We start from the raw sequence: 23,276 nt of genomic DNA, 5'->3' as shown, positions 1-23,276 counted from the left end.
GCCGGTATTCTTTACATTTCCTAATATCAGCAAGGATTTCTTTTTTTGTAAAGTTCGAGATTTTATCTAAATAAAACTGTAAACTTTCTTAGGCTTGCCTGAATATATGAATTTTGATCGTTAATTTTTGAAGATTTTAATTCTAATTCAATATTTAAAAGATACTCTAAAATTTCTTGATATGTTTCTGGTTTTTTATTAATAGCTAATTTTGATTTTTTTTCCCAAATATTTTTTGGAGGTATAAAACCCAATATTTCTTTTGGATTTGGTTGCCCTAAAGTCCTTGCATATGAACTTATCATAAATAGTTGTTGAACAAAAGATGTGACTTGAGTCAATAAAAAGATTTCGTTCATACCCTCTTCTAGTATTAAACTTAAATCATCACCAACATCTTTACCACTTATTAAATCATGTAAGAAATCTTCAAAATTAATAACACCAATTCCAAAACAATTGGCATCAACCAAATTTACTGTTATTAATTGGTCTAAAATAGCTAATTTTTTTAAATCATTTACACATAGTGCTAAATCGTTTTTATGCATGAAATATAGATGATTTAAAGCAGATATTTCATATTGCATTTCAAGTAACTTTGCTTCATATTCTAAAAATCTAATAGCTTCTGTATCAGTTGGTTGGAAAAATCTAACTGCTACTGAATTTGTTTTTAGTGAGAAACTACTTTCCATAGTCTTAAAATCACCATCTCCCAAGCAGGCAAAAATAAGCGTGCTGTCAGGATTAGCATTACAGGCTTCAATTAAAGTATCAACTTCTTTTTTAGGCAGTTTTTTTTCTACTTTAATCAATAATATATTATTTGAAGAAAATAAAGAAGATTGTAACAATTTATCTTTTGCATATTTAAAATTATACTCCTCAAAATATAATTTTTCTATTTCATCATTTTCTCCAAATGATTGAGCAATTGCAAGAGAATATTGTTCAACCAAAAACATTGATTGCCCATAAAACATATAAGATTTAAACTTTTTATTTTGTTTCAAATAATTATCAAACTCATTTTTATACATGGGCAGATGATATCCTAAGTTTACTTTTAATACAATTTAATTATAGATTAAATTAGGAGTAAGATTATGTACAAAATAGTTCTTCCAATATTAGGTTTTGAGGGCTTTAATAGTTTATCAATTGAGAAGATTGATGAGTCTTTTTCATTTCTAGTTTTGAATGAAAAAACAAAAATTACAGTTATGAATATCAAGGCTTTAAATAAAATATCATTTAATTTTGAAATAGATGATAGCGCTTTAGAAAAATTAAAAATTAAATCTAAAAATGATTTTGATACTTATTTTGTAGTTGTTTCTCAAAATCCTATTGAAAATTCAATTGTAAATCTTATTTCACCTATTTTAATTAATGAAAAAGAGAAACTAATCGGTCAATATCTTACTTCTTTAAAAGTTGACCCATGTTTAGCCTCAATTGATGAGTGTGCTATTTAATTGTTGCTATTATAATTTTTGTTACTATATCGGCTGATTTTATTTTTACTCCCATTTTAGAAAATAATTTCTGCCCTTTGTAATTTTCTAAAACCACTTTCATTCCAATCATATTTTCATAACAAACTGCTCTTCCTTTTTCAGTATCTACAACTTTTACTTTTATATCTTCACCTATATTATCTGCTGCCCAACGTGCATAAATTCTGTCTTCAAAATCCCAAACTAGTTGATCAACTTTTCTTTCATTTAATGAAATATGTGAACAAACATCATCTATATTTTTTGGAGTTTGTTTTGTTTTTAGAATTCTATGTAAAACCAAATCTGAATATCTTCTAATTGGAGATGTGAAGTGTGAATAAGAAGAAAATCCTAAACCAAAATGTCCTAGATTTTTTGATGAATATTTTGCTTGAGTTTGTGATTGAATTATAAGTTCATCAATTTCAGCACTTAACATAGCTATTTTAGCTTTTTGCTGAATATGCAAAATAGTTTCGTGAACATCACTTTGAAGTTTTGCATTAACTCCTAAAATATTCACATCATCAACAAGTTTTGAAATTGCTTTGAAAGCAGGTTCTTCATGAATTCTATAAATTCCAACTGTATTAACTTTTTTACTGGCTTCTATATTTGCGAGTAACATGCACTCTTCAACTAATTGATGAGAGGATGTTGATGTTTCAACTTCTATTGATTCAAGCTTAGAGTTTCTTAATTTTAATCTATTTTCACTGGTTCTAAAATCATAACCTTTTAGTAATCTTTTTGCTCTAAATTTTTTGCTTATTTCATAAAAAGGAATCAAATAATCAAATATCTCTTTTTCAATTTTTGAATACTGATCTAAGTGTCCTTCAATTACCCTATCTATTCTTCCATAAGAAAAATTTTTGTGGGATTTTATTATTGCTTCAAAAAGTTCTGATTTTTTAACACTTTGATTTTGTACATCTAAATACATTTTAAAAACATAAGAGTATCTATCTTGCCCTTCTTTTAAAGAACACATATCTTCACTTAAAACAGGAGGTAACATTGGAAGTACTTTTTGAGGTAGATAAATAGATGTTGATTTTTTAAATGCTAATAAATCAAGCTCACTTCCTTCTTTTACAAAATAAGAAACATCTGCAATTGCTACATATAAAATATTTTCTTTTGTATCAAAATAAATTGCATCATCATGATCTTTTGCACTATTTGGATCAATTGTACAAAAGCATAAATCTCTTAAATCTACTCTTTGTTTTGTATCATCCATTTTTGCATCTACTTCTAGATGCTTTTCAAGTCTATATATTTCTTGATATAAATGTAAAGAAATAAATTCATCAATATTAGGATCTTCTATATTTCCTAGATTTTTAATTAAATCAAGTGATTTATTATCTACTAATAAAACATCACCTTCATTATATTTTAATGCATTTTTATTCTCTAATCTTATATTTTCTTTTACAGTATGAAATGCTTTATCTTTTATATAAACTAATACTTCATTCTTTTTACCATCAAGAATTCTTACTATTTTAGCTTTTACTCTGCTTCTTGGATTAAAAATTCTTTTTGCTAAAACTAAATCACCATTATAAGCACCATTTAAATCATCAAATTCAATTTTAATATTTTTATGCTCACTTAATAAATCTTCTAAAATAACTAAATTTTTTCCAACATTTACAATTGCAACTTTATATTTTGAATTTAATTCATAGTTATTATTCTCATTTTTAACAATAATATCTTCTTTTAAAAAATTTTCAATTTGTATTAGCTCCTCTTTTGAGTATGTCTTACAATCTGTTTGAATTTTTTTAAATAGTTCTTTTAGCAAATTTATTCCTTTTTAATAATCTCATAATAATAGCTAAACTAAAAGTATTCTTCCCTTTAATTTTTTACGTTATCTAACATTTAGATTGTTTTTTGTATAATGACAAAAAATTTTATATTTAGAGGGTTTACATATGGCATTAGACGTATACTATGATAAAGATTGTAATATTGATTTAATTAAATCAAAAAAAGTAGCAATGATTGGATTTGGTTCACAAGGGCATGCACACGCTGAGAACTTAAGAGATTCAGGTGTTGAAGTTATTGTTGGTTTAAGAAAAAATGGTTCTTCATGGGGAAAAGCTGAAGCTAAAGGTTTCGCTGTTAAAACTGTTGCTGAAGCTACTGCTGAAGCTGATATCATCATGATTTTATTACCTGATGAAAATCAAGGTGAAATCTATGCAAACGAAATTGCTCCTAATTTAAAAGCTGGTGCAACTGTTGCTTTTGGACATGGATTTAACATTCATTATGGAAGAATTACACCTGCAAAAAACATCAATGTAATGATGGTTGCTCCTAAAGCTCCAGGTCATACTGTAAGATCTGAGTTTGTTAAAGGTGCAGGGATTCCTGACTTAATCGCAATTCACCAAGATCCTGCTGGAAACACTAGAGAAATTGCATTAGCATACGCATCTGCAATTGGTGGTGGTAGAACTGCAATTATTGAAACAACTTTCAAAGATGAAACTGAAACTGACCTTTTCGGAGAGCAAGCAGTATTATGTGGTGGAGCTGTATCTTTAGTTCAAGCTGGATTTGAAACTTTAACAGATGCTGGATATGCTCCTGAACTTGCATACTTTGAATGTTTACACGAATTAAAATTAATCGTTGATTTAATGTTCCAAGGTGGAATTGCTGATATGAGATATTCAATTTCTAATACTGCTGAGTATGGAGACTATGTATCTGGTAAAAGAGTTATTAATGCTGAATCAAAAGCAGCTATGAAAGAAATCTTAAAAGAAATTCAAGATGGTAGATTTGCAAAAGATTTCATCTTAGAAGGTCAAGCTGGATACCCAAGAATGAATGCTGAAAGAGCAAACGCTAGAGCTTCATTAATTGAGCAAACAGGTGTTAAATTAAGAGATATGATGCCTTGGATTTCTTCTAACAAAATTGTTAATACAGAAACTAACTAAAAATTAATTTAAGGAAGATTTTCTTCCTTAAATAAAACTACTTATATGAATCATAAAAAAAATAAATCAAAAAGTAAAAAAAATAATATTAAGAAAAATAAATTACCACTATATTTTTTATCATTATTAATAATTACTATAATAGCATCAGCTCTTAGCTATTACTTAATGAAAAAAGAAAGTCCCAGTTCAGTAAAAACAGATAATATCTTAGAAAATAAAAAAGAAATTATAAATATACCAACAAATGAAATCAAAACTTTTGAAGAAAAAACACCCGAAGAATATTTTGATGAACTGAATAAAACACAAGATAAACATGAAAAATTTGAAGAATATACAAAAGAATTTGATAATATAATTATAGAAAAAGATGAAGCAACAGAATTAATAAATAAAGAAAATGAAGAAGTATTAAAAAAAGTTGAAGAAATAAAAGAAGATAAGAAAAAATTAGAAACAATAATTAATGATAATAAAGAAAAAGAAGAAAAGAAAGAAGAACCTAAAGAAATAATAAAAGAGATAAAAGAAGTAAAAAAAGTAATCCCTATAGATGAAAAAAATATTATTACTAAAAAAGATACTTTTAAATATAACAAAGATACTAAAGCAAAACTTGTAATATTAATTGATGATGTTAGTACAAAAGCACAAAAAGACAAGATTTTAAATATTGGCTACACAGTTAATATGGCGTTTTTACCACCAACAAAAACACACAAAGATTCTGCAAGTATAGCTCAAAATTTACCATTTTATATGATACATTTTCCTATGCAAGCATCGAGTGCATTTAAAGGTGAAGAAATAAATACTCTGAAAATTACAGACTCATATGAAACTATTGAAAAAAGAGTTAAACAACTTAGAGATTGGTATCCAAATGCAATTTATACAAATAATCATACAGGTTCAGTGTTTACTGAAAATGAAGAAGCTGTTGATAAATTATTTCGTGCACTAAAAAAATATAATTTTATATTTGTTGATAGTAGAACAAGTGCTAAATCAGTAATTAAAAAATATGCAAAAAAATATGATATGCCGTATATTGTAAGAAATACTTTTATAGATAATGATAGAGACTATAAATCTATTCAAACTCAATTAATAAAAGCTATTGAAATAGCAAAAAAACAAGGATATGCAATAGCAATTGGGCATCCTCATGATATCACACTAAAAGTTCTAAAAGAGTCAAAACATCTTCTTAAAGATGTTGAACCTATTTATATGAATAAACTTCCATATTTATAAAAAATCTGTTATAATAATTTATTTTATTATAATGGAGATTTATGATTTCAAAAATAAACTTTAAAATTGATGAGTTATCATCAATGAAAAAATACCCAAATGAACTTTTTTATATTGGAAATACTACCCTACTAAAGAAAAAAAAGATTTCTATAGTAGGAACTAGAAGACCAAATTCTTATACAAAAGAGTTTACCTACAAATTAGCGTCAAAACTATCAGATTCAGGAATCTGCATAGTTAGTGGTGCAGCTATGGGAGTAGATGCAATTGCACATCAAGGAGCAAAATCTACTAACACAATAGCAGTTGTAGCAAACGGCTTAGATATTAGATATCCTGCAATAAATAAAAACCTGATAATTGATATAGAAAGAAATGGATTGATTCTTTCAGCTTATAAAGAAAATGAAAAAGCAAGAAACTATACTTTTGTTCTAAGAAATGAAATAGTTGTATCTTTAGGAGATATATTAATTGTCACACAGGCTGATATAAATTCAGGAACATTAACTTCAATTCACTATGCCTTAAATATGGGTAAAAAAGTTTATACATTGCCTCATAGATTAAATGAAAGTTTAGGTACTCAAAATTTAGTTAAACAAAATTTAATCACTGTAATTTATGATATTGATGGGTTTATTGAAGAGATTACAGGAGTTAAAAATAATCCTACACAAGATGAAGTTTTAAGATTTTGTAAAAATAATCCAAGTTATGAAGAAGCTATGAATAAATTCCCTAATAAGATATTTGAATATGAACTAGAAGGAAAAATAAAAATAGAAAATGGAAAAGTTCAAGTAATTTAAATTAATTTTTTCTTTTTTGCATTTAACAAAATTATATATCCAATGATTCCTGAAAATAAAGAACCCAATAAAATAGCTAGTTTATCAGTATAAAAGAATATAGATGAATCAACATAAGCTAAAGAATCAATAAATAAACTCATAGTAAAGCCTACTCCTGTTAAAACTGCGACTCCATATAATTGAAGCCATGAAACATTTGTAGGAAGCTTTGTTAAATTTAATTTAACAGCAAGATATACAAAAGAAAATACTCCTAATTGCTTTCCTATAAATAGTCCTAAAAATATTCCCCATGAAACAGAATTATTCATTTGTTCTAAAGATATAAGTCTTAAATCAATTCCAGCATTTACAAAAGCAAACATTGGTAATATAAAATATGCCACCCAATTATGGATAAAATGCTCTAAAGTTCTAATAGGAGATATATGTTTTCTTTTTTCATTTACAACACTCAAAGGTATTGTAAAAGCGAGAATTATTCCTGTTAAAGTTGCATGAACTCCTGTTTTTAAAACGCAAATCCAAAGAATAAACCCAATTACTGCATAAATACTTAAATATGTAACTTTAAATCTATTTAATAGTATCAAAATAAAAATACATACTGTTCCAAAAACTAAAGATATAACAGATAATTCAGCAGTATAAAAAAATGCAATAATTAAAATTGCACCTAAATCATCAAATATTGCAAGTGCCATTAAAAATATTTTTAATGATGTTGGCACTCTTTTTCCAAGTAAAGATAAAATCCCAAGGGCAAAGGCTATATCTGTGGCGGTAGGAATTGCCCAACCCCTTAATGCAAAATCATCAGCACTATTAAAAGCTGCAAAAACTAAAGCAGGCACTACCATTCCACCAAGAGCACCAATTAAAGGAAGAGTTACATGTGAAAGTTTTGAAAGATGTCCTAGTATTAATTCTCTTTTTATCTCTAAGCCAATCATTAGAAAGAAAATTGCCATAAGCCCATCATTTACCCACAAAATTAAAGGTTTTGAAATTTCAAGAAAAGTTCCTACTCTAAACTCTATTTTTGTATGTAAAAATGTATTATAAAATTCTGAAAGAAAAGTATTACTAAATATTAATGCAATAATAGTAACAAAAATTAAGATGATGCCAGAAGAAGACTCTTTTTCTAGAAATTTTCCAACTAAAACTTTCATAATAATTATCCTTAAAGTTAATACATATATTTTAGTGTAGAAAGCTTTATTTATTTTTAAATATTAAACATAAGATAAAAAATGCACTTTTAAAAAAGATGGTATTTTAGAATCTATAGAAGATAAACACTCATTTTTTACTTAAAAAGGTAAAGTAAAAAATGGGGAATTTATAAAGTTTTAGTGTCTTAACTGATAAGTAATATCACCAGCACCAACACCTAAAAAAATACCTTCATCGTAACTTTTTATAATCTTTTCATCTTTTATTAAATCAACTCTACCTTCTGTTGTAGAGATTCTATCTGCAAAAATTGGATTATATGCTGCAAATTCTTTTTGGAAATCGATATCAATTTTTTTCTCACCTGGAATCGTCCAAATTGGTAAAATAATAAGTTCGTCACATCTTCTAAAACATTTTTTAAAACCTTCTAGATTATCACTAGTTCTACTATATTTATGTGGTTGCCAAAGAACTATTCTTTTATTTAGATTAGTAAGATTATCATATAACTCAATTGATTTCATAGTTGCTTCAATTTCTGTTGGATGATGAGCATAATCATCAATTACAACAAATTTATCATTTGCTTGAACAATATCAAATCTTTTTTTAATACCTTTATAGTTTAAAAGATTTTTTCTAATAGTTTCAACATCAAGTTCATTCAGTGCAGCAAGTATCGCTAATGAAGCATTTGAAGCCATATGAAAACCAAACCCCCAAACCTCAAATGTACCTAAATCTTTTAAATCAAATTTAGTACAAGGTTGATTATCTCTTAGGGTATAACAAAGATTTTTAATATCTTTAGATGGATATAGATAAGTTGCATCTTCGATTTTCAATTTTTTAATATCTTTATCTTCACCATTTACTACTTTTTTTGTAGCAAGTGAGATAAATCTTTCATATGACTCATAAAATTTATCATAATCATAGTGATAATATTCCATATGCTCAGGTTCAGCATTTGTAACAATTGCACAATAAGGATTAGAAAGTAAAAAAGATGCATCAGACTCATCAGCTTCGAAAGCTATTAAATCATTTACATATCTAAAGTTTGAACCAAAATCTTTTGAAATAGCTCCTATTAATGCGCTACTTTGAAGTATCGAAGCTAAGATAGCAGTTGTAGTTGATTTGCCGTGAGCTCCTGCAACACAATAGTTTTTCTTATCCCCTAAAATAATAGGAAGTGCTTCTTTTCTTGAAAGTGTTCTTATTTGTTTAAGTCTAGCTTCTATTAATTCAGGATTTTCATCTGTAACAGCGGCTGAGTATATAACTAAATCAAAATCATCTTTTATATTTGTTTCACTTTGTGGACAAAAAACTTTTATTCCTTCATCCTCTAAAGCTTTTGTAATTAAAGAGCTTTTCATATCAGAACCACTTACTTCATGCCCGTCAAAATTTAAAAATCTTGCTAAGGCAGAAAGACCAATTCCACCAATTCCTATAAAATGTACTTTCAATTAATTTCCTAATAAATGTTTTAAATTTTTATATTCAGTTTCTAAAATATCTTTATTTTCATCTAAAAACTCTTGATTATCAAAGTTAAAATTTGTAATAAAATATCCATATTTTTCATCATCAACATCAGCTTCTAAATCAACTCTTGTATCATAAAAATCATCAAGTCCTATTTTTGATGATAAAAATACAATTAAAATCTTTAAAGATTTTACTAAAGATTCGTCGTCAACGATATTTGCCAAAACAAAAATCAGATCTTTTGCCCCATCAAAATTATCATGGGACCATTTTTCAATAGCATGTTCATATAAAGCTCTTACGTATAATAAATTATCATCTTCAAGATTTAATTTTGCATGTTTACTTAAAATCTTTTCCACATTAGAAAATGATGTTTTTAAAATTTGCTCATATAATTTATTTACTTTTTCTTCATCTAAATCTAAAACTAACATAGAATCTAATGTTTCATACATTAATCCAATATCTTCAGCTTTCATAGAGTTAATTCTGGCTTCTTCTAAATATTTTAAAAAATCTGGGTTTGTTCTTGCTTCAAATAATGCTTCTTTATCCATCTATAAAATCCTTTAATCTTGTAAGTACATCTCTTGTTTTAATTTCATTTTCCACAAGAGCAATTCTAATATATCCTTTTCCTAAACCATTTCTTCCTAAAAAGCTTCCTGGTAATACTTTTACATTTTTTTCTTTATATAAGTTTCTTGTAAATTCAAGTTCATCTTCTACTTCAAGCCAAATATAAAAAGTTGCATCAGGAATTGGTGTACCTAAAATCTCGTTTGCTATTTCAAAATTCTTTTTGTAGATTTTTCTAAAACCAGCTACATGTTCTTGATCATTCCAAGCAACAGCTGCTGCTTCTTGTAGAGGAACAGGACTTGCACATCCTACATAAGTTCTATATTGTAAATACTCTTTTAAAATTTGCTCATCACCTGCTATGAAACCGCTTCGTAAACCTGGCGCACTACTTCTTTTTGATATAGAATTCATAACAAGAATATTTTTGAAGCTTTCATTTCCAACAAGAAGTGAAGCTTCTAAAAGTGAAGCTGGTTTTGTTTTCTCATCAAAATAAATTTCTGAATAACACTCATCATTTACTAAAATAAAATCATATTTTAAAGCTTTTTCTACCCAAGATCCAAGCTCTTCAATACTCATTGAAGCTGATGTTGGATTATTTGGAAAGTTTATTATTACTAAATCACATCTTTTTAAATCTTCATCACTAAGATTTGCTTTAAAGTTATTCTCTTTTGTTAAATCAATATGAATAACTTCTGCTCTTGCAGCAATAGCAGCTCCTTCATAGATTTGATAAAAAGGGTTTGTAAAAGCAATTACTGGATTTTTTTTATTAAATAAAGCAAATTGAGGGAAGTTAAATAAAACTTCTCTTGTTCCAAATGATGGAATAATTTGATTCATTTGCAAACTTACATTAAATCTTGTTTTTACAAAATTTATCATTGATTCTCTTAAAAATGGCTCACCAATTGTTGATGGATATTTTTTTAATAAAGAGCTTGTTTCTTTTAATTTATCTTGTATAAATTGAGGTGTTTCAAATTTTGGTTCACCTATTGTTAAAGCTGATAATTCATATTTTTCATTTGGAATTATATCTTGCAATAACTCAGTTAATCTTTCAAATGGATATTTTTCAAAATTCATTAATTTTTTCCTTTTATTCTTCAACTATTGGAATTAATAGTTGATTAAATTTATTCATATCAAATGCTATAAAATCACTATTTGTATATAAAAATTTAAAAGAGAATCTTTTTTTGAACATTTCATCTTTTAAAGGTAATATCTGTAGCATATTTCTTTGTTTTTTTAATTCTCTAATAGGATTTTCACCACTTGTTACAACTTCTAATTTTTCATTAAATATTTTTGCAAGATTTTCAAAATGATCTAAAAGAGTAGACTTTCCATCTTTTTCTCCAATAGGATCTAAATCAAATATTTTTGTTTTTACTTTTAATTGACTTGAAATATCAAATACAATTGGAGAAATTTGTTCATAAGAGTTTGTATCATTTAATACAATTACTGTTCTTTTAATTGATTTTAACTTCTCTTTACCAAATTTAAAAACTGGAATTTTCAATTCCATAACAGATTTAGTATTCTCTTTATTTTTAAACATTTCAGAAGTTAACATAATCATACCAATATTGTTTTTTCTTGAATCTTCTTTTATAATTTTTGCAAAACCCTTATTTGAATAATCAATAATTAAATTAATTGTTGGGAAATATTTTAATTCACTTTTTATAAAATCCATAATCTCAACAGTAGTTGGTCTTGTGATTCTAACTATTAATAAATTGTTTTTTAATTTCTGATTTAAATATTTAGCTTCTTCAATAGCTTTTCTTACACTATTTTCATCTTCGAAATATAAATCTAAATATAAATAAATATTACTTCCAAATGGCATAGGAAACTGCCCTTGTGTTTTTCCTATTACATTATAAACTTGCATTAAAACTTCAGGTTTTCCAATAACTAAAATAAGGTCATTTGGTTTTAAAACTAATGATGGTTTTATTGTAATCATTTTTTGGTTTCTATAAAGTCCAAATATTTTCCACTCTTTTTGCTCAATAGAACCTATATATCTATATGCATAAGAGCTTCCAAAAGGAACTCTAATTTCCATAATTTCACCTTGTTTTAATCCAATATTTTGAGCTAAAACAGGTACATTTGGAAGTTTCTCAACCATTCCATTAGCAAGAACTTCAATACCTCTATATATAGTTACTAAAGGGTCACTTGATTTCATTCCCCAATAATCCAAAATAGTCATCTGAAGATTTTTTGTATGTTCTCTAATATTTTTTATTACATTTAACATCTCGTCTTTAGAGTTAAGTGCAATTAAAACTTCAGTATGAATATTTTTATCTAAAACCATTGCTAGCTTTGATTTAGATGTTGGATCAAACTTATAAAATGTAAAATTTGAAGGTTTTTGTACAGGTAATATCACATCACTCATATAAATAACATCGTAACTATTGTCGCCCGTATTAGCTTCAATAATTCTTTGCATTAATTTCTTTGCAACAATACCATCTAGTATAATTAATATTTTTTTCATGGAAGGATTATATCTTTTTCGTACTAAATATTTGGTTCGAAGATATTATGATTTAAAAACAAATTTTAGAAAGTAATTTTATTCCTTTGGAATAGCAAAAATAAATTTTGCACCAATTGAAGTATTAATAACGGTTAATTTTCCACTCATATTTTTTTCAACAATCATTTTAGACATATAAAGCCCAATTCCAGTACCTTGATTCTTTTCTTTTGTTGTAAAATATGGTTCAAATATTTTTATTAGAATATTTGGATTTATACCACCTCCATTATCTTCTATTTCCAAAAAACCAAACTCTTCATTTTCATATATATTAATATTTACCTGTGGATTTTCTATTTCCTTCTGAACTAAAACATCTTTTGCATTTGCTAATACATTTAATATTGCTTGTGAAAATTCATTTGGAAAACCAAAAACTTTTTCTATATTGGCAAAGTTTTTATTTATCTTTATATAATGAAAAGCAAAACTTGCGCTTATTAACGAGATAGATTGGTTTGCCATTTCTTCAATAGAGAAATAGTTTTTTTCTTTATTTGGCTTAAAGAAGTTTCTAAAATCATCTATTGTTTTAGATAAATAATTTGAAGATTGAATAATAGTATCTAATTTTGCTACTTCACTTTCTTTAGTTGAAACACCAAACTCTTTTTCAAGTTTTATTCCACTTGCACATGTGGTAATCAAAGATAATGGCTGTCTCCATTGGTGAGCAATATTACCTATCATTTCACCTGTTGCTGCAAGTCTTGATTGTTGTATTAGAATACTTTCTTGTTGAATTCTTTTTTCTATCTCTTCTTTTATTTTTTTATCAAGAGATTTATTTAACTCTTCAAGTTCTGTTGTTTTTGTTTCTAATAATTTATTTGTATTATCTAAATCTTTTGTTCTTAATTCTACTCTTTCTTCAAGTTTTTCATGGGAAAGTTTTAACTGTATTTGTGTTTCATCAATTGCAGATATCATTGTATTAAAACCTTGAGCTAAAGCTCCTACTTCATCATCACTTTCATAATTTGATCTTAATTTTAAATTTCCTTTAGAAATATTACTTACAACATTATTTAATGAAACAATAGGATCTGAAATTGATTTTGAAAGAATATATGAGATAAATAAAGAAAATCCCAAGAGTATAATAAAAAATGTAAAAAAACCTAAATAAACAGTCTCTAATCTTTTATTATATTCATCAAGACTCATACTTAAATGAATCCATCCTAAATGTATTCCTGAAGAATATATAGGGAAAGTATGATGAAAAACTTGTGTATTTAAGATGGGTGATTTAAATAATAAAGAATTTTCAACATTTTTTTCTAAATCTTTATACTTTTGATCTATTTGAGGTTCAAATGACCAAGAATTTTTTTCAATAATTATATAATCATTGTTTTCTTTTGAAATAATTATATTTTCCAGCTTTTCATTTTTCTTTGAATAATCTATTAAAAATTCTACAATTGCTGAATTATCATTTAAAAGCAAGGCATCAGACAATGCAAATTCAATAAATCTATTTATATCTTTAGCTTCAACTTCTAAAGAATCTAAAAGCATTTTCTTTTGAGTAGAAATAGAATATATTATTAATGGAATACTAACAAATACAAACAGAACAAAAAGTAATCTAAATATTTTAGAGAATATTGTATTTTTAGTAAAAAACATTAATTATTCTTTCCCTTTTAAAAATCTATATTCAGAATAAAAATCTTCAAAATTTTTCAAGTCTTCAAATTCAACTCTTAAAGCTGAATCTAAATTTATCAACTTTAAAAATTCTTTAAAATCATCTTTAAAAGTTTTCTTATCTAATATTTCATTTATTAAAGTTATTAACTCTGGCGTTGCCTCTTTGTGAATTGTTGTAATTGCAGAGAAAAATATTTCTGGAGATTTTTCTACGACTTTTAATTTTTTTTCTAAAGATGGATTAAGTATTAACATATTTACATATGTTTCTTTTTCAATAACACAGAAATCTGCTTTATTAAAATATACATCTAACAATGCTGTTGATGATTTACTAGATTTTAATTGATTTCCTATTACTTTCTTATATGTGTTATTTAAATTTTTTAGTGTTAAATAATCTAACCAAGTTGAATAAGTATCATTAAAATCTGTATTCATAAACGTTTTATTTTTTATATCACTGATTGAATTAATTTTTGAGTTCGTATTTGCTATTAAAAATAATTGAGAGCTACTTGTTGTGCTAGTTTTATAAATAAATGGATTTTTAGATATCTTTTTTATTAAGTTTTTATTATCAAAATAAAACGCTGGGTAAAGCACAACTGCATTAATATTTTTTTTATCTTTAAAATCTTTTAATAACAATTCTTGATTATCATAAAAAATTGCATCAAATTCTTTCTCATATTCAATATTCATTTTATTAATCATATTAGAAGCTAATTTTCTTATACGATGTTCATCTCCAGCATAGTTTTCTGAAACTGTAATCCCAAAAACTAATTTTTCTTCAGCATTTGAAGATATGTTTAAAAATAGAAAAATAAAAACTAAAACATTTTTAAAAACTTTCATCTAATTTTTGTCCTATCAATTTATCAATTGTAGCTAATGAAAGCAAATAATCATGCACATTTTTTAAATAATCTGCTCTGATGTAAGCTTCTGTTAACTGGGATTGAACTAAATCTCTTGCTTCAACCATTTCATATTCGAAGCCTTTTAGATTTAATTCACTATTTTCAGCTGCTGTCGCAACTGCTTCTTTTAATATATTAATCTGCTCATATCCTAAAGTAGAAGTTAAAAACTCATTTTTTAGTTGTAAAGCAACTGCATTTTCTAGTAATATTTTTTGCTCATCCATTACATTTTTATTTAATTTCTTTTCTAAGACTGTATTTTTAGTTTTAAAGCCATCAAAAAGAGACATTTTAACTGCAATTCCTATATTCCAAGTATCTTGATTATCATCATTTAAATATCCATATTCATAAGAATTATAAGTTCGATTAACACTACCAAAAACTCCAACCTGAGGATAATAAGCAGATTGGGCTTCATTTATTTGCTCATCTTTTATTTTAACTGCTAGATTTACTTGATGAATATCTGGATTTAATGAATAAGCTTTTTCTATTATTTTTTGTAAAGAAAGATTTTGATTTAATATTTCTTTTTCTTCATAAGAAATTTCAACCTTATCATCCCAAGTTAAACCAACTAAATTTCCCATTGCATTTTTTAATAGTTCTCTATTTAATTCTAGTTTTGAAAGTGTTGATTGAAGTAAAGAAGTTGTTAATTTTGCATTTAAATAATCTGTTCTGTTTATTTTTAATGTTGTACTACTTTCTAAAAACTCTTTTGCTAAATCTGTACTAAATTTCATATTTTTATAAATCTTTTCTACTATTTTATGTAATTCATTAGTTAGTATGTATCCATAATAGTATCTTTTTACATCAAAAGTAACATCATTTTGACTTCTTATTATTACAACTTTCACTAATTCTTTATTTAGTTTAGCTTGATTAATAATAGCTTCAATTTTTCCACCTGTATAAAGTGGATAATTTAGTTCAAGTGAACCTTTAACTGTATCTCTACCATATGCAGTTGCATCTATATCAGCAGGAATTGTAGTTATTTGTTGTCCCGTAACATATGACAATGCACCAGCTAAATTTGCAGGTAAGGTAAATGTTCCTCTTTGTTGATATATTAAATCTTTTTTATCTCTATTTGCATATAAAACAGCATCTAAACTTGGGTAGTTTGCACTAAGAGCTTGTTGATATTGAGCCTCTGCAATTTCTAAATTTATCTTTGAAATTTATTTAAACCATTATTTTCTAAAGCTAAGGATATAGCCTCATCTAAACTTATTTTTACTTCTTTTGCAAAAATCGAAGAGATCATAAGAAATGAGATTAGTAGAATTTTTTTCATTAATTGCCTTGCTTAAAAATATTATTATATTATACACCAAAATTATTATTTTATAATTAAAATAGTATATAATTATTATAAAATTTTATTATTATTTAACTTTAGATATAATCAAAATATTTTAATTAAGGTTTATATATTTTATGCAATTCACAATAAACGCAACTTCAAACAAAGCTAGAGCATGTACTATAGTTACAGCTCATAGTACAATTCAAACTCCTGTTTTTATGCCAGTTGGTACTCAAGGAACTGTAAAAGCACTTGATGCTAACGATATGTTAGAACTAGGTGCTAAAATCATACTGGGAAATACTTACCACTTATATTTAAGACCAGGAAGTAAACTAGTTAAAAAATTTGGTGGACTTCATGGATTTTCAAAATTTCCAAACTCTTTTCTCACAGACTCAGGTGGGTTTCAAGCATTTTCTTTAAGTGATAATTCAAAACCTGATGAAAATGGAATTATGTTTAAATCACATCATGATGGTAGTAAACACTATTTTACACCAAAAAGTGTACTTGATACTCAATATGATTTGAACTCTGATATTATGATGATTTTAGATGATTTAGTTGCCTTACCAAATACTCAAGAAAGAATTTCAAAATCAATTGAAAGAACTACTAAATGGGCAAAAGAAGCAATTGAATATCATATGAGTCAAAAAGAAAAAGGAATTGGAGTAAATCAAAATATCTTTGCAATCATCCAAGGTGGAACAGATAAAGAGTTTAGAAAACAAAGCGCTGAACAACTTTGTGCACTTTCAGATTATGATGGTTTTGCAATTGGTGGATTAAGTGTTGGTGAACCAAATGCTGATATGTATGAAACTGTTGAATGGACTACACAATTTATGCCAAAAGATAAACCAAGATATCTAATGGGTGTTGGAACTCCTGAGGATTTAATTGAAAACATCGAAAGAGGTGTTGATATGTTTGATTGTGTAATGCCTACTAGAAATGCTAGAAATGGAACTTTATTTACTACTTTTGGAAGATTAAATATCAAAAAAGCTGAGTATAAAGACGATGTTACTCCAATTGATGAAGCCTGTGATTGTTATACTTGTAAAAACTTTTCAAAAGCATATTTAAATCATCTTTATAGAGCAAAAGAGATAACATATTTTAGACTTGGTTCAATTCATAATATTCACTACTATTTATCACTTATGAAAGAAGCAAGAGAGGCTATTTTAGCCGATAATTGGATTGAATTTAAAAAAGAGTTTTATGCGAAAAGAAGCAAATAAACTCTTTTTAGCTAAAATAAAAAATATTAAAAATTAAGGAAAATTATGACTGTTGATGATAACTTAATAGCAAAACTATCTAAACTATCTAGTTTAGAAATTGATGATTCAAAAAAAGAGAAATTAAAAGCAGAGTTAGGTGATATTATAAACTTTGTTGAAAATTTAAATGAAATCGATGTTTCAGGAATTGAAGCAACATTTAGTACAATTGAAGGTGGAACTCCATTAAGAGAAGATGTTGCAGTTCAAGATTTAGAACTATCAAATCATATTTTAAAACATGCACCAAAAAGTGAAGATGGATATTTCGTAGTTCCAAAAATTATTGAATAGGAAAGTAAATGATTACAGTTTATGGAATAAAAACTTGTGGAAGTGTTAGAAACGCTTTGAAATTTTTCAAAGACAATAATATAGAAGTTGAATTTTTTGATTTTAAAAAGGAAACTCCATCTAGTGACAAAATAAAAACTTGGACACAAAAGTCTGATATAAATATACTTTTTAATTCAAAAGGTACAAAATATAAAACATTAAATCTAAAAGAATTAAACTTAGATGAAAATGGAAAATTTGAATGGTTATGTAAAGAACCTATGCTTTTCAAAAGACCTGTTATTGAGTTTGATAACAAAGTTCTTGTAGCTTGGGATGAAGATATTTATAAAAAAACTTTTTTATAGAGTAGGAAATTTCTACTCTATTTTTTAGTCTATTTTTCTAAAATAAATCGCTTCTAGCTTCTTTTAAAGTATCAGCTATCATAAATGACAATTCTAATGCTTGATCAGCATTCATTCTAGGGTCACATTGTGTATGATATCTAGAAGCTAATCCTTCTTGAGTAACAGCAGAACTTGCACTTCCTGTACATTCAGTTACGTTTTGTCCTGTCATTTCTAAGTGAATTCCACCTGCGTATGTACCTTCTGCTTTATGGATTTGGAAAAACTGTTTTACTTCAGATAATATTGCTTCAAAATCTCTTGTTTTATAACCATTATCAGCTTTAATTGTATTTCCATGCATTGGGTCACAAGACCATAATACATTTTTACCTTCAGCTTTTACTTTTTTCAATAGTTTAGGTAGATAATCACCTACTTTATTTGCACCCATTCTAACAATTAGATTTAATCTTCCTGCTTCATTATCAGGATTTAAAGTATCTATTAATTGAATTAGTTCATCTTCTCTCATAGTTGGACCAACTTTACAACCAATAGGATTTTTAATACCTCTGAAATATTCAATATGAGCATCTCTTAAATCTCTTGTTCTATCCCCTATCCATAACATATGAGCAGCACAGTTAAACCAGTCACCTGTAATTGAATCTCTTCTTGTAAGTGCTTGCTCATAGTTTAATAATAATGCTTCATGAGAAGTAAATAGTGTTGTTTGATTGATTTGAGGAGTTGATTCACTTGTAATTCCACATGCTTTCATAAACTTCAATGTTTTTGAAATTTCATCTGCTAACTCTTCATATTTAGCACCTAAATAATTATCTTTAACAAAGTCTAAATTCCATAAATGAACTTGATTTAAATCAGCCATTCCACCTCTTGAGAATGCTCTTAAAAGGTTCATTGTTGCTGCACTTTGGTTATATGCTTTTAAAAGTTTTTTAGCTTTTGGATTTCTTGCTTTTTCTGTAAACTCAATATCATTTACAATATCACCTCTATAAGATGGTAATGAAATTCCATCTATTTCTTCAAAATCAGAAGATCTAGGTTTTGCAAACTGCCCTGCAACTCGCCCTACTTTTACAACTGGACAACCACCTGAAAAAGTTAAAACAACAGCCATTTGCATCATTACTTTAAATAAATCTTTTATATTTGCCGCATTAAATGATGAAAATGATTCTGCACAATCTCCCCCTTGAAGTAAAAAAGCTTTCCCATTTACTACATCAGCTAACTGTTTTTTTAAATTTAGCGCTTCACCTGCAAAAATTAAAGGTGGATAAGAAGCTAATTCACTTTCTACTTTTTTTAGTTTTTCTAAATCAGTATAAGTAGGTTGTTGCTTTATAGGGAAATCTCTCCAAGAGCTTGGATTCCAATTATTCATTTAATCTGCCTTTTGTTTTTAATTAATTGAATAAATTTTATCTAAATAATTCTTAAGTTGTTGAGTTTGTTTTGTTATTAGTTTGTAATAGTAGTTTTTGGTATAGTTATTTAAGTAGCTAAAAATAGCTACTTAAATATATTAGTTAATTAGTTTTGAAAGTAAATCTCTAAAAGAAACTTTAAAAGAGTCTAGTCCATCTACTAAAAGTTTGTCATAAATTGCTTGCATTTTAATACCTTTTTGTTTTAAAGTATCAAAATATTTATCACAATCTACTTCACTCATAATAGCAGTTGGCTCTTTTGAACCATCAGTTAACCAATCCTCAATAGTAGCAAGAGGTGCTGTATTTACAGAGTTTGGAAAAATTAAATTATCTACATAATATGTAGGACTTAACTCATTTCCTTTAACACCCGTACTTGCAAATAATGTTCTAATATTTGGATTTTTAAACTTATTTACTTCGTGATAACATTTTGTTGCATTAACAATTCCAAGCTTTGAAGTTTGAAGTCCTTTTAATGCAAAATCACCATCAGCTAATCTATCTAATCTTGAAACAAAAACAGAAATAACTGCTTTTATATCTTTATTTGAATCTTTAATTCCTTCATCTAAAGCTTGTGCACATTTAATAGCTTGAGCTGGTGAAAAAATCAAAGTTGCATTTACATTAATTCCTCTTGATGTTAATTCTCTCATAGCAATATATCCAGCTTCAGTTGCAGGAACTTTTATCATTACATTTTCAGCATTAATTTGAGAATAAAGTCTAACACCTTCTTCAATAGTTCCTGCTGCATCATCACATAATAATGGGTCAACTTCAATAGAAATAAATCCATCATCAGAATCGTTTTTATGTAATTTATCAAGTAGAAAAGCAGCTCTTTTAATATCTGTTAATGCTAATTCTTCATAAATTGTTTTTGCATTATTTGCTTGTAACATATCAAGTTGTTGTTTATAAGCAACAGAGTTTGAAATTGATGATTCAAAAATCGCAGGATTTGATGTTGCACCTTGAATAATTTGTTTTTTGATAATCTCTTTAAATCTATTTTCTAAAAAATCTCTTTCAATAAAATCACACCATAAAGAGTAGTTAATTTCTTCTTTTAAACTCATTTTTATTCCTTTAAAATGTCCTTTTAAAATGGACCTATATTTCTAACTTCTTTTTAATTAAAAGAAGCAAACGACAAAATCTTTACAAAGAAGCCTATTTTATATAATCTAAAATTTTTCTTAAATCTTTTGTATCAATAACAACATTTGCTTCTTTTTTAAGAATTTCTCTTGCGCAAAAAGCAATTCTAGTATCAGCATGTGCGAACATTGATAAATCATTTGCTCCATCGCCACAAACTAATGTATCAGCCCTTGTTATTCCCATTAAAGATTGAATTCTTTGAAGCATATCACCTTTTGAATATCCAAACATCATATCTCCACCAATTAGACCTGTTAGTTTTCCATCTTTTTCATGTAATACATTTGAAAAATCTGCATCAAGACCTAATCTTTTAGCAGCAGGACCTGTACCTAATCTAAATCCACCTGAAAAACATACTACTTTATATCCCATTTTTTGAAGCGCAGGAACTAATTCTTCTGCCCCTGGCATTAAAGGTAAATTAGCACAAATATCCACAACTTTATTATATTCCATACCTTTTAAAAGAGCAACTCTTGTAGTTAAAGATTCAAAAAAATCTAATCTCCCACTCATTGCTTCTTCAGTAATCTTTGCAACCTCTTCTCCAATACCTAATTCATCAGCAAGAAAATCAATAGTCTCACCATCCATAAGTGTTGAATCAAAATCAAAAACAGCTAATTTCATTAATTTTCCCTAGTTTTAGTCTTTTAAAGGTATAATATTAGCTAAATTTAACTAAATATACTAAAAGGAATGTTTTTCACTATGTTTGAAACACTAATACAAAAACTTCAAGAAGATAGATTTTTAACACTTGAAACAACACCTCAACACGAACCATCTATGCATAATATTATAGAAAGAATTAAAAAATTTAAATTGCAAGATAGAGTTGATGGTTTTTCATGCACAGATAATCCTCTTGCTAAACTAAAATATAATGCCCTTTTTGCCTCACTTAAATTACAAATGGAATTTAAAAAACCAGTAATTGCAACAATGAGTATGAGAGATAGAAATAAAATTGCTTTACAATCTGATTTAATGGGTGCAAATGATTTTGATGTTAGAGCTATTTTAGCCCTAACAGGAGATCCTGCAAAAATGAGTGATCAGCCACACTCAAAAGGTGTATTTGAATCAAATTCATTAATGCTTTTAAAAATAATAAAATCATTTAACTATGGAATGGATTATTCAGGACATCCTTTTAAAATTGAACCAAAGCAAATATTTCCCTTTGCCGTAGTAAATTCTTATGCTAAAAACTTTTCAAGTTTAGAAAGAAAAATGCACCAAAAAATACAAAATGGTGCTTTAGGAATAATTTCTCAACCTGTATTTGATATAGAAAATGCAAAAAAACTTTTGGAATCATTCAATATAGCTAAAGATGGAGTTGAAGGTGATAAGAAAAAAGCTCAATTAATTTTTGGATTATTTCCAGTTACAAAACTTAGAACTGCTCTATTTTTATCAGCACAAGTTCCAGGTATTCATGTACCTCAATTTTGGATTGATGCTTTAGAATCTGCTCATAGTATCTCAGAAGAAGAAGAGTACAAAGTTGGAATGAAACTAAGTTCTGATTTATTTAAAGAAATAAATAAACTTCATCCGAAAATTCACCTAATGACTGCAAATAGATTTGATGTGGCAAATGAGATTATTTCTTGAAATTAGCTTGTATTGATGTTGGTCTTAAAAGAATAGGTTTAGCTATTTGTTTAGCTTCAAATATAGTAACTCCACAAAGTGCAATTTTGAGAAAAAATAGAGACCAAGCAGCACGAGATATAAATACTTTTTTAAAAGAGTGGGAAATCGAAAAACTAATAGTAGGTTTTCCAAGTGCAAATGAAGAAATGCAAAGAAGAATTCAACACTTTGTCTCTTTACTTAATCTTACTATTCCTTATGAATTCTGCGAAGAGAATATGAGTTCTATTGAAGCAGAAGATATGATAAAAGGTGAGATTAAATATAAAAGAGATGGAAGAGTTGACTCTCTTGCTGCTAAAATCATATTAGAAAGATTTTTAGCTAAGAAATAAAGGCTAAAGAAAAGCTTAGAGAATAAACTTTATTTCTTTAAACTATTTACCACAACAGCTATTACAAATCCTGCATCATGAGTAATTGAAAGGTGTGAATCTTTTATATTAAAAGCTTTACGAACTCTTTTTTTATACTTTATCAATGGAGCCCCAAGTTCACTTTTTGATATTTTAATATCATGGAAACCGCAAGCTGCTCCTATTCCCGTACCAATAGCTTTTGAAGCAGCTTCTTTAGCTGCCCAAAATCCAGCAGCAGTTTCAGGCTTTTTTACAAGCTCTATTTCTTTTGGATTTAAAAACTTTTCATAAGCTCTTATTCCAAACTTTTCATACATTCTTTTAATTCTATCAACCGATGTTATATCTATGCCTATCATTTAAACCTATCTTTT

24 protein-coding genes are annotated in these 23,276 nt (G+C 26.9%); 9 read left to right on the top strand and 15 right to left on the bottom strand.

The window, feature by feature from the left end; genetic code table 11:
* Nucleotides 1-62: 62 nt before the first annotated feature.
* Entirely contained in the window at nucleotides 63-1,043 is a 981-nt protein-coding gene (locus AACT_RS02125) for a DNA polymerase III subunit delta (protein ID WP_172124530.1), read from the bottom strand.
* A gap of 66 nt (nucleotides 1,044-1,109) precedes the next feature.
* Here AACT_RS02125 and fliW point away from each other — a divergent pair, with 66 nt between their 5' ends.
* Nucleotides 1,110-1,481, top strand: a complete 372-nt coding sequence (gene fliW / locus AACT_RS02120; protein ID WP_172124528.1) for a flagellar assembly protein FliW — start codon at nucleotides 1,110-1,112, stop codon at nucleotides 1,479-1,481.
* Here fliW and AACT_RS02115 read toward each other — a convergent pair.
* Nucleotides 1,474-3,324 carry an RNB domain-containing ribonuclease gene (locus AACT_RS02115; RefSeq protein ID WP_172124526.1) on the bottom strand — a complete coding sequence of 617 codons (1,851 nt, stop codon included), beginning with the start codon at nucleotides 3,322-3,324 and terminating at the stop codon, nucleotides 1,474-1,476. The two genes, fliW and AACT_RS02115, sit on opposite strands and share 8 nt — an antisense overlap.
* A gap of 133 nt (nucleotides 3,325-3,457) precedes the next feature.
* Here AACT_RS02115 and ilvC point away from each other — a divergent pair, with 133 nt between their 5' ends.
* The 3 genes from ilvC (at nucleotide 3,458) to AACT_RS02100 (ending at nucleotide 6,555) form a co-directional block, all read left to right on the top strand.
* On the top strand, nucleotides 3,458-4,480 hold the full coding sequence (gene ilvC / locus AACT_RS02110; protein ID WP_172124524.1) for a ketol-acid reductoisomerase: 1,023 nt from the start codon (nucleotides 3,458-3,460) through the stop codon (nucleotides 4,478-4,480).
* A 168-nt stretch (nucleotides 4,481-4,648) separates the two neighbouring features.
* Nucleotides 4,649-5,740, top strand: a complete 1,092-nt coding sequence (locus AACT_RS02105) for a divergent polysaccharide deacetylase family protein (RefSeq protein WP_172124522.1) — start codon at nucleotides 4,649-4,651, stop codon at nucleotides 5,738-5,740.
* Nucleotides 5,741-5,781: 41 nt separating this feature from the next.
* Nucleotides 5,782-6,555, top strand: a complete 774-nt coding sequence (locus tag AACT_RS02100) for a DNA-processing protein DprA (RefSeq protein WP_172124520.1) — start codon at nucleotides 5,782-5,784, stop codon at nucleotides 6,553-6,555.
* Here the strand turns inward: AACT_RS02100 and nhaA are convergent.
* The 9 genes from nhaA to AACT_RS15595 form a co-directional block, all read right to left on the bottom strand.
* A complete protein-coding gene (nhaA, locus tag AACT_RS02095) occupies nucleotides 6,552-7,733 on the bottom strand; it encodes a Na+/H+ antiporter NhaA (RefSeq protein WP_172124518.1) in 1,182 nt (393 codons plus the stop codon). The genes AACT_RS02100 and nhaA overlap by 4 nt on opposite strands.
* 180 nt (nucleotides 7,734-7,913) lie before the next feature.
* Entirely contained in the window at nucleotides 7,914-9,218 is a 1,305-nt protein-coding gene (gene murC, locus AACT_RS02090; protein ID WP_172124516.1) for a UDP-N-acetylmuramate--L-alanine ligase, read from the bottom strand.
* Nucleotides 9,219-9,800 (bottom strand): hypothetical protein, encoded by a 582-nt coding sequence (locus AACT_RS02085; RefSeq protein WP_172124514.1) that lies wholly within the window; start codon nucleotides 9,798-9,800, stop codon nucleotides 9,219-9,221. It abuts the gene before it with no gap.
* Nucleotides 9,793-10,923 carry a succinyldiaminopimelate transaminase gene (locus AACT_RS02080; protein ID WP_172124512.1) on the bottom strand — a complete coding sequence of 377 codons (1,131 nt, stop codon included), beginning with the start codon at nucleotides 10,921-10,923 and terminating at the stop codon, nucleotides 9,793-9,795. Before AACT_RS02080 ends, AACT_RS02085 begins: the two co-directional genes overlap by 8 nt.
* Before the next feature lie 13 nt (nucleotides 10,924-10,936).
* Nucleotides 10,937-12,364, bottom strand: coding sequence for a COG3400 family protein (locus AACT_RS02075; protein ID WP_172124510.1), 1,428 nt, complete (start codon nucleotides 12,362-12,364; stop codon nucleotides 10,937-10,939).
* Between the two features lie 78 nt (nucleotides 12,365-12,442).
* Nucleotides 12,443-14,044 (bottom strand): HAMP domain-containing sensor histidine kinase, encoded by a 1,602-nt coding sequence (locus AACT_RS02070; protein WP_172124508.1) that lies wholly within the window; start codon nucleotides 14,042-14,044, stop codon nucleotides 12,443-12,445.
* Nucleotides 14,045-14,047: 3 nt separating this feature from the next.
* On the bottom strand, nucleotides 14,048-14,929 hold the full coding sequence (locus tag AACT_RS02065; RefSeq protein ID WP_172124506.1) for a PhnD/SsuA/transferrin family substrate-binding protein: 882 nt from the start codon (nucleotides 14,927-14,929) through the stop codon (nucleotides 14,048-14,050).
* Complete coding sequence (locus AACT_RS02060) at nucleotides 14,916-16,028, bottom strand: TolC family protein (RefSeq protein ID WP_172124504.1); 1,113 nt, start codon at nucleotides 16,026-16,028, stop codon at nucleotides 14,916-14,918. The genes AACT_RS02065 and AACT_RS02060 overlap by 14 nt, the downstream gene beginning before the upstream one ends.
* 149 nt (nucleotides 16,029-16,177) lie before the next feature.
* On the bottom strand, nucleotides 16,178-16,306 hold the full coding sequence (locus AACT_RS15595; RefSeq protein ID WP_272953563.1) for a hypothetical protein: 129 nt from the start codon (nucleotides 16,304-16,306) through the stop codon (nucleotides 16,178-16,180).
* A gap of 143 nt (nucleotides 16,307-16,449) precedes the next feature.
* On the opposite strand from AACT_RS15595, the gene tgt reads away from it, so the two are divergent.
* The 3 genes from tgt to AACT_RS02045 are packed head-to-tail and all read left to right on the top strand — an operon-like array spanning nucleotide 16,450 to nucleotide 18,257.
* Nucleotides 16,450-17,571 carry a tRNA guanosine(34) transglycosylase Tgt gene (gene tgt / locus AACT_RS02055; protein ID WP_172124502.1) on the top strand — a complete coding sequence of 374 codons (1,122 nt, stop codon included), beginning with the start codon at nucleotides 16,450-16,452 and terminating at the stop codon, nucleotides 17,569-17,571.
* Nucleotides 17,572-17,616: 45 nt separating this feature from the next.
* Nucleotides 17,617-17,907: an Asp-tRNA(Asn)/Glu-tRNA(Gln) amidotransferase subunit GatC gene (gene gatC, locus AACT_RS02050; RefSeq protein WP_172124500.1), complete on the top strand. Its 291-nt coding sequence runs from the start codon at nucleotides 17,617-17,619 to the stop codon at nucleotides 17,905-17,907.
* Between the two features lie 8 nt (nucleotides 17,908-17,915).
* Nucleotides 17,916-18,257: an arsenate reductase family protein gene (locus tag AACT_RS02045; RefSeq protein WP_172124497.1), complete on the top strand. Its 342-nt coding sequence runs from the start codon at nucleotides 17,916-17,918 to the stop codon at nucleotides 18,255-18,257.
* A 37-nt stretch (nucleotides 18,258-18,294) separates the two neighbouring features.
* Here AACT_RS02045 and AACT_RS02040 read toward each other — a convergent pair whose 3' ends face one another.
* The 3 genes from AACT_RS02040 to serB all read right to left on the bottom strand — a co-directional run bounded on the left by AACT_RS02040 (nucleotide 18,295) and on the right by serB (nucleotide 21,508).
* Nucleotides 18,295-19,656, bottom strand: coding sequence for a class II 3-deoxy-7-phosphoheptulonate synthase (locus tag AACT_RS02040; protein WP_172124494.1), 1,362 nt, complete (start codon nucleotides 19,654-19,656; stop codon nucleotides 18,295-18,297).
* A 141-nt stretch (nucleotides 19,657-19,797) separates the two neighbouring features.
* The gene (locus AACT_RS02035; RefSeq protein WP_172124491.1) at nucleotides 19,798-20,790 is read right to left on the bottom strand and encodes a transaldolase; all 993 of its coding nucleotides are present in this window, start codon (nucleotides 20,788-20,790) and stop codon (nucleotides 19,798-19,800) included.
* Nucleotides 20,791-20,884: 94 nt separating this feature from the next.
* Nucleotides 20,885-21,508, bottom strand: coding sequence for a phosphoserine phosphatase SerB (gene serB, locus AACT_RS02030; RefSeq protein WP_172124488.1), 624 nt, complete (start codon nucleotides 21,506-21,508; stop codon nucleotides 20,885-20,887).
* An 81-nt stretch (nucleotides 21,509-21,589) separates the two neighbouring features.
* Between serB and AACT_RS02025 the strand changes: the two genes are divergently transcribed.
* Nucleotides 21,590-22,501: a methylenetetrahydrofolate reductase gene (locus AACT_RS02025; RefSeq protein ID WP_172124486.1), complete on the top strand. Its 912-nt coding sequence runs from the start codon at nucleotides 21,590-21,592 to the stop codon at nucleotides 22,499-22,501.
* On the top strand, nucleotides 22,498-22,878 hold the full coding sequence (gene ruvX / locus AACT_RS02020) for a Holliday junction resolvase RuvX (RefSeq protein ID WP_172124484.1): 381 nt from the start codon (nucleotides 22,498-22,500) through the stop codon (nucleotides 22,876-22,878). Before AACT_RS02025 ends, ruvX begins: the two co-directional genes overlap by 4 nt.
* 29 nt (nucleotides 22,879-22,907) lie before the next feature.
* Here the strand turns inward: ruvX and acpS are convergent, their stop codons facing one another.
* Nucleotides 22,908-23,261: a holo-ACP synthase gene (gene acpS, locus AACT_RS02015; protein ID WP_172124482.1), complete on the bottom strand. Its 354-nt coding sequence runs from the start codon at nucleotides 23,259-23,261 to the stop codon at nucleotides 22,908-22,910.
* Nucleotides 23,262-23,276: the final 15 nt, after the last annotated feature.

The sequence above is a fragment of the Arcobacter acticola genome, assembly GCF_013177675.1.
In the GTDB taxonomy this organism is placed as follows: Bacteria; Campylobacterota; Campylobacteria; order Campylobacterales; family Arcobacteraceae; genus Aliarcobacter; species Aliarcobacter acticola.
This window is presented reverse-complemented; position numbering and strand designations above follow the sequence as displayed.

Coding starts and splice junctions, on each gene's coding strand:
- AACT_RS02125 (WP_172124530.1), bottom strand. CDS start 1,043: ATGTATAAAAATGAGTTTGATAATTATTTGAAACAAAATAAAAAGTTT.
- fliW (WP_172124528.1), top strand. CDS start 1,110: ATGTACAAAATAGTTCTTCCAATATTAGGTTTTGAGGGCTTTAATAGT.
- ilvC (WP_172124524.1), top strand. CDS start 3,458: ATGGCATTAGACGTATACTATGATAAAGATTGTAATATTGATTTAATT.
- AACT_RS02105 (WP_172124522.1), top strand. CDS start 4,649: ATGAAAAAAGAAAGTCCCAGTTCAGTAAAAACAGATAATATCTTAGAA.
- AACT_RS02100 (WP_172124520.1), top strand. CDS start 5,782: ATGATTTCAAAAATAAACTTTAAAATTGATGAGTTATCATCAATGAAA.
- nhaA (WP_172124518.1), bottom strand. CDS start 7,733: ATGAAAGTTTTAGTTGGAAAATTTCTAGAAAAAGAGTCTTCTTCTGGC.
- AACT_RS02085 (WP_172124514.1), bottom strand. CDS start 9,800: ATGGATAAAGAAGCATTATTTGAAGCAAGAACAAACCCAGATTTTTTA.
- AACT_RS02080 (WP_172124512.1), bottom strand. CDS start 10,923: ATGAATTTTGAAAAATATCCATTTGAAAGATTAACTGAGTTATTGCAA.
- AACT_RS02075 (WP_172124510.1), bottom strand. CDS start 12,364: ATGAAAAAAATATTAATTATACTAGATGGTATTGTTGCAAAGAAATTA.
- AACT_RS02070 (WP_172124508.1), bottom strand. CDS start 14,044: ATGTTTTTTACTAAAAATACAATATTCTCTAAAATATTTAGATTACTT.
- AACT_RS02065 (WP_172124506.1), bottom strand. CDS start 14,929: ATGAAAGTTTTTAAAAATGTTTTAGTTTTTATTTTTCTATTTTTAAAC.
- AACT_RS15595 (WP_272953563.1), bottom strand. CDS start 16,306: ATGAAAAAAATTCTACTAATCTCATTTCTTATGATCTCTTCGATTTTT.
- tgt (WP_172124502.1), top strand. CDS start 16,450: ATGCAATTCACAATAAACGCAACTTCAAACAAAGCTAGAGCATGTACT.
- gatC (WP_172124500.1), top strand. CDS start 17,617: ATGACTGTTGATGATAACTTAATAGCAAAACTATCTAAACTATCTAGT.
- AACT_RS02045 (WP_172124497.1), top strand. CDS start 17,916: ATGATTACAGTTTATGGAATAAAAACTTGTGGAAGTGTTAGAAACGCT.
- AACT_RS02040 (WP_172124494.1), bottom strand. CDS start 19,656: ATGAATAATTGGAATCCAAGCTCTTGGAGAGATTTCCCTATAAAGCAA.
- AACT_RS02035 (WP_172124491.1), bottom strand. CDS start 20,790: ATGAGTTTAAAAGAAGAAATTAACTACTCTTTATGGTGTGATTTTATT.
- serB (WP_172124488.1), bottom strand. CDS start 21,508: ATGAAATTAGCTGTTTTTGATTTTGATTCAACACTTATGGATGGTGAG.
- AACT_RS02025 (WP_172124486.1), top strand. CDS start 21,590: ATGTTTGAAACACTAATACAAAAACTTCAAGAAGATAGATTTTTAACA.
- acpS (WP_172124482.1), bottom strand. CDS start 23,261: ATGATAGGCATAGATATAACATCGGTTGATAGAATTAAAAGAATGTAT.